Annotated in this window: 9 protein-coding genes and 4 pseudogenes; 4 read left to right on the top strand and 9 right to left on the bottom strand. The window is 61.6% G+C overall.

Features of this window, described 5'->3' with window-relative positions; translation table 11 throughout:
• Positions 1-560: 560 nt before the first annotated feature.
• Entirely contained in the window at positions 561-1,451 is an 891-nt protein-coding gene (locus U0023_RS27985; RefSeq protein ID WP_040637791.1) for a SctD/MshK family protein, read from the bottom strand.
• 909 nt (positions 1,452-2,360) lie between these two features.
• Here U0023_RS27985 and U0023_RS27980 point away from each other — a divergent pair.
• Positions 2,361-3,069 (top strand): IS5 family transposase gene (locus tag U0023_RS27980; RefSeq protein ID WP_085985121.1). Its coding sequence is split into 2 segments (ribosomal slippage): positions 2,361-2,653 and positions 2,652-3,069, totalling 711 coding nucleotides; the frame shifts between segments, so codons are not numbered across the junction.
• 32 nt (positions 3,070-3,101) lie between these two features.
• Here the strand turns inward: U0023_RS27980 and U0023_RS27975 are convergent.
• Positions 3,102-3,365, bottom strand: a pseudogene (locus U0023_RS27975) (transposase); the annotation flags it as partial.
• Positions 3,366-3,385: 20 nt separating this feature from the next.
• Here U0023_RS27975 and U0023_RS27970 point away from each other — a divergent pair.
• Positions 3,386-4,276: a recombinase family protein gene (locus U0023_RS27970; protein ID WP_009488789.1), complete on the top strand. Its 891-nt coding sequence runs from the start codon at positions 3,386-3,388 to the stop codon at positions 4,274-4,276.
• Entirely contained in the window at positions 4,198-5,001 is an 804-nt protein-coding gene (locus U0023_RS27965; RefSeq protein WP_052600406.1) for a hypothetical protein, read from the top strand. Before U0023_RS27970 ends, U0023_RS27965 begins: the two co-directional genes overlap by 79 nt.
• A gap of 18 nt (positions 5,002-5,019) precedes the next feature.
• Here the strand turns inward: U0023_RS27965 and U0023_RS27960 are convergent.
• The 3 genes and pseudogenes from U0023_RS27960 to istA all read right to left on the bottom strand — a co-directional run.
• A pseudogene (locus U0023_RS27960) lies at positions 5,020-5,359 on the bottom strand (group II intron reverse transcriptase/maturase); the annotation flags it as partial.
• Positions 5,360-5,666: 307 nt separating this feature from the next.
• Entirely contained in the window at positions 5,667-6,413 is a 747-nt protein-coding gene (istB, locus tag U0023_RS27955; protein WP_009494081.1) for an IS21-like element helper ATPase IstB, read from the bottom strand.
• Between the two features lie 13 nt (positions 6,414-6,426).
• Entirely contained in the window at positions 6,427-7,935 is a 1,509-nt protein-coding gene (gene istA / locus U0023_RS27950; RefSeq protein WP_195904271.1) for an IS21 family transposase, read from the bottom strand.
• Positions 7,936-8,127: 192 nt separating this feature from the next.
• Between istA and U0023_RS27945 the strand changes: the two genes are divergently transcribed.
• Positions 8,128-8,634 carry a transposase gene (locus U0023_RS27945; RefSeq protein WP_052600691.1) on the top strand — a complete coding sequence of 169 codons (507 nt, stop codon included), beginning with the start codon at positions 8,128-8,130 and terminating at the stop codon, positions 8,632-8,634.
• A 6-nt stretch (positions 8,635-8,640) separates the two neighbouring features.
• Here U0023_RS27945 and U0023_RS27940 read toward each other — a convergent pair whose 3' ends face one another.
• From U0023_RS27940 to U0023_RS27925, 4 genes and pseudogenes are all read right to left on the bottom strand, one after another.
• Entirely contained in the window at positions 8,641-9,039 is a 399-nt protein-coding gene (locus U0023_RS27940; RefSeq protein ID WP_009494079.1) for a hypothetical protein, read from the bottom strand.
• Between the two features lie 262 nt (positions 9,040-9,301).
• On the bottom strand, positions 9,302-11,545 hold the full coding sequence (locus U0023_RS27935; RefSeq protein ID WP_040639321.1) for a hypothetical protein: 2,244 nt from the start codon (positions 11,543-11,545) through the stop codon (positions 9,302-9,304).
• Positions 11,546-11,949: 404 nt separating this feature from the next.
• Positions 11,950-12,132, bottom strand: a pseudogene (locus U0023_RS35945) (IS110 family transposase); the annotation flags it as partial.
• Between the two features lie 241 nt (positions 12,133-12,373).
• Positions 12,374-12,670 (bottom strand): annotated as a pseudogene (locus tag U0023_RS27925) (IS3 family transposase); the annotation flags it as partial.
• Positions 12,671-12,701: the final 31 nt, after the last annotated feature.

The following is a 12,701-nucleotide window of genomic DNA, read 5'->3' as shown; positions in this document are numbered from 1 at the left end:
CTTCGTGATCGTTTGAGGATCGCTATTCTGCTTCGCAGCTTTCGAAGACTCACCACGCATTACTACGCTTGAGACTGAAAGGTCGCGAAAACGGCTGGTCCCCGGGTGCATTCATTCTGTCCAGGACCGTGAGGCTCCCACCGCCGAAGCCGTCCGAGATGATCGCATAGGCGAGAAACTGCAACAGTTGAACAACCCGGAACTCAGCATGAGTAGCGAACCGTAGCAGGAGCAGGTTTCGCGCACTCCGCAGGCATGCAAGGTGGAGGTAGGAAAGGGTGCCGAGCAAATTGCGCTGCGGCTTGGGTATAAGCACGACACCACCGGTGTTGGAGACGCGGCCGGTTCCATTGGAGCGTTGCGCTGGGTTCCGTCCCGCCATTGGCTTGCCTCCGGCCAAACTGTTTCCGGTTCTGACGGGGCGAGAGCACCCGCCGCATCTGGCTCCGCAGGACGACAACGCCCTCACGCACTGCCCGATTTTCCGAAGGCGACAGGGTCGGTGTGGCCGCTTGGCCATCGGAGTTCTCCTTTAATTTTTCCTGAGAGCCCGGAAAGTTTTAATACGCGAGAGAAGCGAGACGGCCATTTCGGCTCAGCAGCACGCGCCTGTCCTCGATCCGATCGACTGTCCATCCATCGTCCAAAAGAGCCCCGATGAAATACTTCTCGCCCTTGACGACAACATACGGCGAGGGCCCGCGCCAAACCGCTTCAATTGCGATTGCGGACGGCGACTTCTCCTCTTTGGTTATCACTCTATTGACCAGTGTTAGAGCGCCCTCCGTGCGTTGATCAAACCACTGCTGAACCTGCTGCCAACTCGTGGCGGATGCAGACGTGACGGTGCCTTCAGCGGTAACAACACCCTTTGCGGAGCCGATCTTAATGTTGAGCAGGCCTGCTTTGTCAACTTCCTGTTGCATGTCTCTGGCCGCCGCGACTATAGTCTGATTATCACCTAGGTTGTAGGTCAGTTTGGATTCAGGTCTGGCATCAGGTGAATTGGCGCTCAATGCCCCGGCGCTGCCGTAGTAGGAGAGAATCGCTGAGACCGCTCCGATCCCGATCGAACCCAGTAACACCAAGGCTGGCACAGGGATCGAGAGGCGGGGCGCAATGCTTGAACCAGCTGGCTCTGCACCCTGTACTGACCAAAGTATCGACATCGCGCCTAGGTCAGTGACAGCTGGAAGAGGAACAACACTACACTCGCCCGCGGCAATGTTCCCGCTGCTCTCCACATTGCATCCGGCTGCAAGGGCCTCGACCTCGATCGAATTGACACGAAGAGTGATACTAAGATGATGCGGCGCGAGTCCCTGCTCGACGAAGACTATGTCGGCATCAAAGCTACTACCAATTACGTTCGTTCCTGGAGCCAACTGTCCGGTCAGCCCACAATAGAGGCCCGATAGAACTTCGAAATGCAGGAAAACCGCGTCGTTCAAAGATATTCTTCCGAACAGGGAGAAGAGCCGCACGGCAATTGCCGTGCGGCTCATTTCAGTTCCACATCGCACCACCAAGTGGTGCGATCGAGACTACCTGAGGACCGCTCTTGGCATTACGAAACGCGTTCGTCCGCCACCTTCTTGATTGTCGTGAGCTGCGTCGTAAGAACGCGCAGGTCCATACTCCTAGACGTAGCCTCCGCGCTAACCTTCGCCAGCTCCTTAAGTTGGCCCTGAAACGCAGCAGCCCCAGAAGATGAGGTTTCTTTGCTCCCAGAAGTCGAAATGGTATTATTACCACCGCCACCATTGCCACGTCCAACCTTAGACATATTGCTTTCCTTTCTTCGAATTGTGCCGTCATCAACGGCACGCTGGTTCCTGACGACGACTATCCAGCGTCAGGTATCCTCTTCGGTCTCTGCCATAGCCTCCTCGGCATCAGCCATGACATCGTTTATTGTAGTGAGCGCAACGGAACTGAGAGCTAGTTCAAAAGCTTCTTGTTCAGATGCAGCTTGCGAGCAGTCACCAGAAGCGGACGGGTTGGCAGTCGGTCCGTGCCCTCGGGCCGGCCCGTTAGGATCAGACGTTCCATGGCCTCCTGCACGGGCCAAGCATCCACCGAAGCGGCCAAAACTTCCAATTGCTGAGACCATCAGGTACTCCGGCGTTTATCTTCACTTGTCGACGGGCGGCGATGCCGTGTAGGCATCCACCTCCGCAAGCTAAAGCCGCCAGCTTTCGATAAGCTGACGGGTGTTAGAAAAAATTGGATGGCAAAGCTAGAACGCGTTGACATTCAGGATTCCCACGGACTCGCAACTCTGGTTCAAGCTCTTTTTAGGAGCGGAGGCTTTGGTGCGCGGAGTTCGTCTGATTTTGAAGGATCACCAGTGGGATCGAATGGCACCGCACTTGCCGGGCAAGCGCATGGATCCTGGCGGAACGGCGGTCGATAGCCGGCTGTTCGTGGAAGCCGTGCTCTGGCTGGCTCGAGCTGGGTCACCGTGGCGAGATCTGCCGGATCTCTTCGGCAACTGGAACAGCGCCTTTGTTCGCTTCTCGCGCTGGTCCAAGAGTGGCGTCTGGGATCGGCTTTTTGCCGCCATGGCCGATGAGCCTGACTTCGAATACGTCATGATCGACTCAACCATTGTCCGGGCGAACCAGCATGCGGCGGGCAAAAAGGGGGGGTGAGGCTCGTGCGATCGGACGCTCCCGCGGCGGGCTGACCACCAAAATCCATGCCGTCGTCGATGCTTTGGGCAATCCGCTCCGCTTCATCCTGACGCCGGGACAGGTGAGCGATATCACTCAGGCTGAAGCCTTGATCGCTGATCTTCCCGCCGGGCATGTCTTGGGCGACAAGGGCTACGATGCCAAGCCATTGCGGGAGGCCATCGAGAGCCAGGATGCAGTGCCGGTCATCCCGCCCAGGACAACATCGCCGCAAGTCGCCTGCGACTATGCCCTTTATTGCGAGCGCAACCTCGTCGAGCGCTTCTTCCTGAAAATCAAGCACTTCAGGCGCATCGCCACCCGCTACGAACAGACCCCACGGGCGTTCATGTCACTCCTTTGCCTCGTCAGCGCATTCATCTGGACCAAATGATTCATCTGGACCAAATGAATGTCAACGCGCTCTAGCACGTTCAGGGCCATCTCGCCCCTCACCTTCGGCAGCCGCTTCAGGAGAAAGTGAACCGCACCCATGCGCAGCTTGATCGTGCCGAACGGATGCTCGACCACCATCCGCCGCTGGCGCATCGCGCCTGGGTTCAGATCGAGCCGGCGCGGCACCGCCTCCAGCACATCCTCATGCTCCCAGCGCGTGATCCGCCGCTGCGGAGCGGTGGTGCAGCGGCTCTTGAGCGGGCAATTCTGACAGGCGGTGGTCCAGTAGCTGCGCGTTTCGCGTGATCCTCGGCATGAAGGGGACCTTCGCCCAGGCGGAATTGCACATCATCCGCGCGCGCCTCCACGGCGGTAAACTCAACAAGGCTGCCAAGGGTGAGCTGCGCTTCGCCTTGCCGGTCGGGCTGGTTTGGAACGGTGATCAGATTGTGATCGACCCCGACCAGGAGGTCAGGGGTGCCGTGCGCATGGTGTTCGATCTGTTCGCCCGCGAGAGCACGGCCTTTGGCGTCGTCCAACGCTTTAATGAACTCGGGTTGCGCTTCCCACGCCGGGCGTATGGCGGCGCCTGGGATGGCAAGCTGATTTGGGGCCGGCTGACCCATTCGCGGGTGCTCGGCGTCCTGGCCAATCCATCCTATGCCGGCATGTATGTCTTCGGGCGATACCAATCGTCGAAAGAGGTCGAGCCCTCCGGGGAGATCCGCTCGCGGTCGCGCTTGATGCCGCAGGACGCCTGGCGCATCGTGATCCCCGATCATCACGAGGGCTATATCTGTGCCGACCGGTTCGTCGTCAACCGGGAGCGTCTGGCGGCCAATCGCACCAATGGCGAAGAGCTTCCTGGTCCCGTGCGCGAAGGCCTGTGCCTCCTGCAAGGTTTGCTCCTCTGCGGCGTGTGCGGTCGCCGTCTCGGCGTCCGATATACCGGCAATGGCGGGATCTACCCGATTTATCAATGTGTGTGGAAGCACCGCGAGGCTTTGGCACCCCGCGCTTGCCTCAGTGTCCCGTCAGCGCCGCTCGATCAGGCCATCACCGATCGCCTGGTCAGCGCCATCACGCCGGTAACGATCGAGCTCGCGAGGTCGGCGCGCAGTGGCGGATGCGGATCGAGCGGGCGCGCTACGAGGCCGAGCTGGCGGAGCGGCGCTACGAAGCTGTCGATCCCGCCAACCGGCTGATCGCCGCGACGCTCGAAACACGTTGGAACGACGCCCTGCAGCGCCTGCATGATCTCGAAGCCGAGCTCGCGGCCTTTGAACACAAGACGATGCGCGCCGTCACCGCCGAGCAAAAGCGCCAGATCCTCGCGCTGGCCCAGAACTTTCCTCGCCTGTGGTCGGCGCCAACCACGACGGCACGGGACCGCAAGCGCATCCTGCGCCTGCTGGTGCGCGACATCACCGTGACGCGGGGACCGGAGCCGAAGATCGTCCGCTTGCACGTTCGCTGGCAAGGGGGCGAGACGGAAATCCTGCCACTCCGGCTGCCACAGAACCGGGCTGAGGCGATCCGGTATCCCGAGGCCTTTGTCGCGCGCATTCGCGGGCTGTCAATCGATCACCTTGATGGTGACATTGTCGCCCTGTTGCGCGCGGAAGGTCAGCGCAGTGCGACAGGCAAGCCCTTCACGGTCGGCGCCATCCGATGGATCCGCTACAAGCACCGGATTTCTGCGCCCAAACCGCCGGCCGGCAGCCTCAGCGTGCGCCAAGTGGGGGAACGCTATGGCGTCAGCCTCTGGGTCGTTCATTATTGGATCGCACGCGGTATTATCTCCCCTACGCGAAGCAGGCCGAAAGGCCCGTACGCGATCACGATCGATGCCGCCTTGGATCAACGCCTCCGGACCTGGATTGCCAAATCAGGACACCTTCATCCGACACCCCCAACGCTTACCGCATGAGGTGCATTATGCCTTCCACGTCGGGATGCCGAGCGGACGTTCGCCGCCCCCGGCTTCGGGATCGTCACCCGCCGCACTGGAACGGGCCGGTACCTTCTCGAGACGAGATCCTCGCGCAAGCCCGCCAACCACGCCTCTACCCCCGACGCTTCGATCTGCTGGAAGGTCACACCGTCCACCCCGGCGCTCCCGCATTGGAGCGGGCCAGCGCGTAGGCCTGGCGCAGAATGTCCTGGCGACAGATCTTGTCGTAGAGGATGTAGAAGCGGAAAGCGGGCTCCGCCTTCGCCTTCCGATAGAGCTTTCTCTGAAGGGACCTGATCTTGTCGGATGTTTCAAGGTGCGCGTTTCGCGTGATCGTGAGCACGGATTTCACCGCATCGCTTACCTGGCAGCTCTCGAACAGCAGGCCTGCCAGCTAGCTTTGCCGTCCTAGAAAAAAAGGCGCAGCGGGAGCACCGGACCCTCCTGCTCATGGATGAGACGGGCCACAGCTTCCGGATCCGGCCGGGCACTGAGGATACCGACGAAGCCGTCCACTTCGTCCAATCTGAAGCCGTCCAGGCATTCCGATTTCAAGCCGTCCATGGGTCCGAGGTGAAGTCGTCCACCTGAGCGCCGCTCTTCGGGTCAGTGATGGATGGTGGTTGAGGTGGTGACGCTGGTCAAGCGTCGGCTGGCGTGTGGCGGGTCTTGCGCAGGCTCTCGCCGGTCAGATTAATCCGGTAGGCGTTGTGCACGACCCGATCGAGGATGGCGTCCGCCAGCGTCGGAACGCTGCCGATCATCGCGTACCAGTTCTCGACCGGCACCTGGCTCGTGATCAGCAGCGAACCGGCATCGTAGCGGTCCTCGACGATTTCCAGCAGATCGCGCTGCTGCTCGCCGGTGAGCGCCTCAGGACCCCAGTCGTCGAGGATCAGCAGCTTGGCCCGGGCAAGACTGCGTAACAGGCGAGAGTAGCGGCCATCGCTGCGGGCGAGATCGAGCGCCGCAAACAGCCGTGGCACACGATGGTAGAGCACCGACAGGTCCTCCCGGCAGGCCCGGTGTCCCAGGGCGCAGGCGAGCCAGCTCTTCCCGACCCCGCACGGGCCGGTGATCAACAGATTGCGCCGCTCGCGGATCCAGTCGCAGGTGGCCAGCTTGAGAAACAGCGCCCGGTCGAGGCCGCGTGCGGCCCGGAAGTCAACATCCTCGACGCTGGCGGGATGGCGCAGTTTGGCCGTTTTGGCCCGGGTCTCGCAGCGCTTCTGCTGCCGCGTCGTCACTTCATGATCGAGGATCAGGCCGAGCCATTCGGCATGGCCGAGCGCGTCAGCCTCGGGAGTGGCGCTGAGCGCCTTGAAGCCTTTGGCCATGCCGTGCAGGCCCAGCGCGTGAAGCTGGTCGAGGGTGGGATGGATCAACATGGTCGGTCTCCTGTCAGTGGAAATACCCCGGTCCGCGGACATTGGGGTGGGTGAGAACGGGCGTATCGGCGGCGGGAGCGCGCTCGCGGTAGGTGTCGAGAAGCGACACGATGCTCTTGTAGGTCAGCGCCTGGATCGCCAGGGCTTTGGCCGCGACCGCCTCGACACGCTCCTGCGGGATGCCGCGCATGTGCTGCAAAACCCCGATGCAGGTGCGAAAGCCCTGCTCGGGATGGCGGCGGGCGGACAGAATGGCGGCAATCAGCCCCTCGGTGTTGGGGCCGATCGACGCCGCCCAGGAGCGGAAGCGCTCGGGCGACCAGGCGGCATAGCGGCGATGCGAGCTCGGCATGTGCTCGGCCTGCGTGCCATGCGCCCGTCCCGCATAACGCCGCGCGTGGGCCGCGACGCGTCCGCCTTTGTGGAAGGCCTCGATCGTGCGCTGGGTGACGCGCACCTCGACCTGCTGGCCGATGAGGCCAAATGGCACCGAGTAGAAGAAGCCCTCGACCTCGATGTGGTAGTCGAGCCCGACCCGGGCGAACTGCCACTGCGCGAAGACGTAGTCCTCGGCCGGCAGGGGTGCGAGGGCCGGCTTCTCGATCGTCTCGAACAACTGGCGCCGGCTGACGCCGAGCCGGCGCATGGGTACGCTGTTCATCCGCTCGACGGCCTCGGCGATCGCGGCATTGGCCTCCTGGAGCGAGAAGAAGGTGCGGTGGCGCAGGCGACCGAGAATGTAGGATTGGGCGAAGCGCACCCCGGCCTCGACTTTGGCTTTGTCCTTCGGCCGGCGCGGTCGGGCTGGCAAAATGCCGACCGCGTAATGGGCCGCCATCTTGCCGTAGCTGCGGTTGATCTCGGGATCGTAGAACGAGGCCTTGTGGACGCCGCTCTTCAGGTTGTCCGGCACGACGAGCTTGGTCACGCCACCCTGGAACCGGAACATGCGCACATGCGCCTCGATCCAATCCGGCAGGGTCTGGGTCCAGGTGGCTTCGGCATAGGTCAGGTTGGAGGCGCCGAGCACCGCGACGAAGATCTCGGCCTGGCGGATCTCGCCGGTGAGTGGATCGACGATCGGCAGCTTCTTGCCCGAGTAATCCACGAACACCTTGTCGCCGGCGACGTGATGCTGACGCATGGTCGGCGTCAGGCGGCGCTCGAAGGAGCGGACCAGGTCGCAGAAACGCGAATAGCCGTAGCCGTCCGGATGGTCTGCCCGGTACTCCTCATGCAGGATGGCGATGCTGACGCCGGGCCGCTTGAGTTCCTGGACCAGGTGAGCCCAATCCGGCTCCGGCCGGCGGCGCGTTCCGACCCGGGTGCCCGCCCGGGCGAACAGCTTCTCCTCCAGGGCCGCGTCGGTCAGGTCCTCCGGCAGGGGCCAGGCCAGCCCGGCCGCCTTGGCCCGCTGGATGGCATCGCGCACGGTCGAGCGCGCCGCACCGACAATCCGGCCGATCTCGCGATCGCTGGTTTGGCTGGCGTGGAGCCGCAGCACTTGCCGCATCTGTCGCATGGTCATCTCTCTGTTTGCTGGCATCGCGTCCTCTCTGGTGGAGAGGTCGCAATGCCCCAATCGGATGACCCGGTGCAGCAGGGTTCTTCAGACCGATCCCTGGACGGGATCAAATCGGAAGGAGGGACGGCTTCAAGTCGGAAGGGTGGACGGGATCAAATCGGAACCGGGGACGACTTCAAGTCGGTACACATGGACGGATTGCGTCGGTATCCGCAGGGCACGACCTGGGCGCGGCGCGGGCTGACCCCGGTGCTGCGGCGGGTGAGCAAACGGCGGGAGGTGTCGAGCATCGTGGCGATCACGCCGGATGGGAGGCTTTATGCGCGCCACGTCCGCACGAGCACCTCGAGCCGCTGTGTCATCCAGGCATTGCGCTTCTTCCGCCAGAAGGTCGGCACGACGCTGCTTTTGGTTTGGGATCGGCTGAATGCCCACCGCTCACGAGCAACCATCGCCTCCCTTGCGGCCCAACCGCAGGATTATGCCGCGGCCTATCTGCCGGCCTATGCACCAGAGCTCGATCCCGAGGAGCAATGCAATGCGCTCGTCAAGCGTGCCATGGCGAACGCTCTGCCTGGCTCAGTCGACGACCTGCATCGTCTGGCCCGTCGCGAGTTCAGCCGCCTGAAACGCCGACCCAAGATGATCACCAGCTTCTTTCGGCACGCAGGCCTTTCCGTTGCGGGCCTTCCGTGAAGATCATTAGGTGCCAAAGACGACGCGCTCAGCAAACCAGCATCGTGTTTCACGGGACTGAGCCAGAGAGTTTCGCTGCAGGCCGCTGTAGGTCTCTAGGACATTTCGCGTCGCAGCCCGGATCTGGCTAGCGTGACCAAACTGGTCGTTGTCACCGTCCAGGGCCAGGGTACGCGACCTTGGCGGCTTCAGCGACGAAAGCCCGAGAGCGTGCCCCTTTTCATCAAACTCGCGCACTTGCTCATAGAGCTGCGGTCGGTCCGCGACGGTGATGACGGTGTCGCCGTCGAAGTTACCATCAGGCATTTTCTGTTCGCCGGTCGGGACGGCAACCAAAGAGCCGGGGGCAAACACCCGGGTGACCTGCAGGATGCCCAAGCAGTCGAGCGGCGTGTCCTCCTTCACGATCCTTACCTGTCGTCAAGTCCGAATGGGACTTGACGACCTCAGCGGATGTCACCAGCCCGCGGCCAGCGTAGGCAGCCGGCCATCTCTCGTCCGGCACGACAATCAAAGTGCGTTTGGCAAAGAAAGTAGGATCATTGATCGCGAGTTCTTCCCCTGACTTCTGGGCGACATTAACGCTGGTCAACGATTTCCTCTCGGTGATAACGGTCTACTTGATGGCGTCACCACAGCGACACTCTGTCGCGAGACACTCAGGTAACTACATCCCGAGGCGCGCGAACTGTATCGACGCGTGCTCCGCCTCGGGAAGGGGATACCGTGCGGAGATGCTCAACAAGGACTTACAGAACGTGGGCGTGAGCTTGCCACGGTGAATCACGACATTCTCGTGACCCATCGCAGCCCGGGCGTTCTGCCACTGCCGATTGTGGCCGCGCTGTTCATTGGACTTCACGTGGCAGGCGGCGAAGTCGGCATCATCCAGCGTCGCCAACTGCCCCGCATATACCGGCCGATTCGTATGGATGTGCACCCACATCGGGCTTGGCGTCGCACCGTTGCGCAGCGCTTTGGGCTGCAGCCTGATCTCGAACAGTGTCCCTGGCTCGCTCTTCAAGGCGCGCGGTCGGTCCACGGGCGCCAGTTCCTCGGCCGCCCGGAGCTGTTCAAGGTACTTCTGCGACGGAAAGGCGTAGGTCTTCATACAATCTATCATGATCGCTGTCTTTCGGGCGTTCAAAGAGTTTGCCTGTCCCTGCGCTTGGGACAACATCGCCTTGAGCCGGACTGTTTTGTCGTGCACTTCGCGCACTTGCACGGGCGTGAGGAGGACGCGTCGGCGAGGGTCCTCCAGCGCGGCCACACAGGCCTCAATCTCGGCGGACTGCTTCTGCAGGCGCTTAACGACGAGATCCACGACGTGGTCGGCGTTCTCGGGCTTCATCTGGCGCGCTTGCGAGACGGCGCTTTGCTGAGCCGGCAGATCGAACTGCAGCAGCTCGTCCAATCGCTCGAGTAATCCGGTCAGTGCTTCCCTGGAGGGTGGAGCCTGCCACATCTCCAGATGTCCGACTGCCGACGCTGACGCCCTCGCGTGTGCCTCCTCCGCGCTCGCGAGTTTCTTCGTACCCAGATCCGAGAGTACGATAATCTTGGCTGTCGGGGCAGTGTCCGCGTCGCGCTTGGCGAGTTTGGACTCGGGCAGCCCAGCCGTCGAACTCCCCTCGCCTGCGGCTGGTGTGCGCTTGCCTTTTCCCTTCCTGCGCGCCGCGTGGCCCTCAGCCATTACGGGAGAATTCTCCAGTATCGCAGCCCGGGCCGGCAGTTCAATCATGGCTGGCGTCTTTGGCTGCGCTGCCAGGAGTTGCGTGACTTCGTGCGCGGTGCCCCAAGCACCTTCGACGATCTGGTCCAACAGTTCCAATGGAAGTTCGGAGCCCTTTCCCGCATCCCTTAGCCCGGTAACAATGCCATGCACCTCTGATGCAAATTCCGAAAGCCGCTCCATGACTCCTTCCAGAACGGCGCAGTGCTCTGCGTCGAGTGCTTGTCCTTTGCTGTTCATAACAGCATCTTTCGTCGAAACGAATGCCGGAAGTGTATCCTTGATAAAGGTTCCCAGCAGATGCACCCGCCCGTCCTCACCCATGAGGATGTGCCTCACGGCTGGTCCGACCGTACTCGCCTGAGACTCGATCTTAAGTTGCGCGAGAGCGATCCGCGAGTGCAGATACATGACCTTCGTATTAAGTGCCCAGCCGGTACTATGGCGCAGTGCCGCCGCTTCGGCCTTCCGCATCTCGGGCGTGGCGCTTGGCAAGTTGGCAGTGGCGGCGCAGACGGACTGCATCCGTTCCATGCGCCATGCCTTCTTTCCCCACCACTCCATGCAGGCTACGTAGTGCTTCGCCACACTTGAAGCGGCCCGGTTCAGCTGGTCGGGCGAAGCCTTGTCAGCTCGCAGCTTGTCGAGCACGCCTGCTGCACCCTTCCTGCGCGCCTCCAACTCGTAGATAGTCGCGGAAGCCAGGTTGTTGCATTGGCCCGCTGCATTGACCGCCTCGTCGCGGAGTCGACGAACTTGATCATCGGACAGAATGCTACGCGCCACCTGCGGGGGCAGGCTCGCGTAGTAGTCGAGAACTGTTGAGACTGCACCGATGAGCTGATCAATCCGCTCCTGCGCCTCCTCCGTCGAGTTCTGGGCTTGCATAGCCGCATTGCGGCGAGCGTCAAGTTCCTCAAATAGGCGGCGCATTTTTCGTTTTGCTGCCTTGATCTCGTCGCCTCGTGGGACTGCCACACCCGAAATTGGTGGCTGGCTCACGAGCGGCGCCGTTCTATCTTGAGGTCGGGAGCGCATCCGCTCCACGACGGAGTCGAACGATTGGCTGCCTTCCCTAGGGGCAAGACGTGTCTCCGAGCGCGAACTGCTCGATTCTGACGTGGTGTCGGCTCCAGAACCCCCAACGTGCGATTTCCCAGCTCCGCCAATGCCTGTCATATCCCACGTCCAATCAGATTGAGAATGCTTAGTCTGCCTGGATAGGCTGGGTAGCTGACGAGTAGCTGACGAAGGGCGTTTTTCCTGCACTTCTCTATTCGGCGGTTCAAGGTCAAACGCTTTCGGGCTGCTTTACCGCTCCGATGTCTGATGTCACTCGCGTGTTCTTGCTTCTCTTCGGGATCTGCTCTGTGGCTCTCCCAGTTTGGGATCAGAAGAATGATGTGGCCCGATCAGTTGCGCGTTCTGATCGCACAAAACACGATCTACACAAGTGCCCGAGTGAAATCACCTCATCCATCCCCCCGCGAGTGACGTCTCTCACCGGGGGCGGATCTTGGATCTCGCCCTCTTCGGCTGACAGGCGATTGTTCTGAGCGATCAGCCGAAGAGGGCGAGAGACCCTCCTTGGCCCAGCGGAACTCGGTGTCATCGCTCCAGAGGCGGTGCATGATCACAGCCATACGGCGCGCCAGAGCCACGATGGCCTTTTGCAGGCCGCGCCGTCGGGCCACATTCACGGCCCAGGCTTTCAGCCACGACCATTTCTGCACCCGGGTCAGCAGCACCTGGGCTGCCTCATAGAGCAGCGCATCGATCTGGTCGGTCTTGCTCAAGACTGCCATGCCCTTGGCGAAGTTGCGGATTTGGGCAGAGCTGACAAGGGAAACCGGGATGCCTTTAGCGGCACCCAGTTCTTGGTAGGCCGCTGTAGGCTCGAGAATCGCATGAACTGCCAAGGCTGAGGCGTTGGAAACCTTCATCACCCAAGCGGCTGCTCTCTCAATGCCATCCAGGGTATTGGGATAGGACTTCTGTGGTCTTGCTTCAGTTTAGTGGAGAGCGGTTTTGTAGCGGTCCGGCCAGCCTTTCAAATTGAACCGGACTGACATAGTCCAGGGTCGAATGACGCCGGACCGGGTTGTAGAAGCCATCGATATAACGCCCAATCGCCGCCTTCGCCTCAGCTCTCGTCTGGAAGACGGTGCGCCAGACCAACTCGGACTTCAAGGTCTTGAAGAAGGTCTCGACCACCGAATTATCGTAACAGTTTCCCTTGCCCGACATCGAGATCCGGATGCCGTGCTTCCTCAGCTCGGCCTGATACGCGATCGAACAATACTGGACGGATTCAAACGGTCGTCGCAACACCCTG

It is taken from the genome of Microvirga lotononidis (assembly GCF_034627025.1).
Classification (GTDB): Bacteria; Pseudomonadota; Alphaproteobacteria; order Rhizobiales; family Beijerinckiaceae; genus Microvirga; species Microvirga lotononidis.
This window is presented reverse-complemented; position numbering and strand designations above follow the sequence as displayed.

Bases quoted from the DNA above. Each gene is read 5' to 3' on its own strand.
- U0023_RS27970 (WP_009488789.1), top strand. From the start codon at position 3,386: ATGAAGGGGACCTTCGCCCAGGCGGAATTGCACATCATCCGCGCGCGC.
- U0023_RS27965 (WP_052600406.1), top strand. From the start codon at position 4,198: ATGCGGATCGAGCGGGCGCGCTACGAGGCCGAGCTGGCGGAGCGGCGC.
- istB (WP_009494081.1), bottom strand. From the start codon at position 6,413: ATGTTGATCCATCCCACCCTCGACCAGCTTCACGCGCTGGGCCTGCAC.
- istA (WP_195904271.1), bottom strand. From the start codon at position 7,935: ATGCGACAGATGCGGCAAGTGCTGCGGCTCCACGCCAGCCAAACCAGC.
- U0023_RS27945 (WP_052600691.1), top strand. From the start codon at position 8,128: ATGGACGGATTGCGTCGGTATCCGCAGGGCACGACCTGGGCGCGGCGC.
- U0023_RS27935 (WP_040639321.1), bottom strand. From the start codon at position 11,545: ATGACAGGCATTGGCGGAGCTGGGAAATCGCACGTTGGGGGTTCTGGA.